The following is a 472-nucleotide window of genomic DNA, read 5'->3' on the forward strand; positions in this document are numbered from 1 at the left end:
CATTAGAATTACGCGATGGTGATAAATCTCGTTATTTAGGTAAAGGCGTATTAAAAGCCGTTGGTTTTATTAATAATGAAATCGCAACCGCTTTAGCAGGCCAAAATGCACTTGAGCAAAGCACTGTTGATCAAGTAATGCTAAATTTAGATGGTACCGAAAACAAAGAAAAACTAGGTGCTAACTCAATCTTAGCAGTATCGCTAGCAACGGCTAAAGCTGCTGCACAATCTAAAAAAGTTGAGCTTTATGAACATATCGCTGACTTAAACGGTACTCCGGGTGTTTACTCTATGCCATTGCCAATGATGAACATTATCAACGGCGGCGAACATGCAGATAACTCTGTAGATATTCAAGAGTTTATGATCCAACCAATTGGCGCTAAAAACTTCCGTGAAGCTCTACGCATGGGCGCAGAAATATTTCACAGCCTAGCTAAAGTACTAAAAGCAGACGGTCACTCAACAGC

Annotated in this window: 1 protein-coding gene; it reads left to right on the forward strand. The window is 40.3% G+C overall.

Annotation, left to right across the window (positions count from 1 at the left end):
* Positions 1-472: phosphopyruvate hydratase family protein (locus tag AAEY62_RS20300; protein WP_502935526.1), on the forward strand; the 472-nt coding region annotated here is incomplete at both ends.

This window comes from Pseudoalteromonas sp. GW168-MNA-CIBAN-0100, from assembly GCF_040309225.1.
In the GTDB taxonomy this organism is placed as follows: Bacteria; Pseudomonadota; Gammaproteobacteria; order Enterobacterales; family Alteromonadaceae; genus Pseudoalteromonas; species Pseudoalteromonas arctica.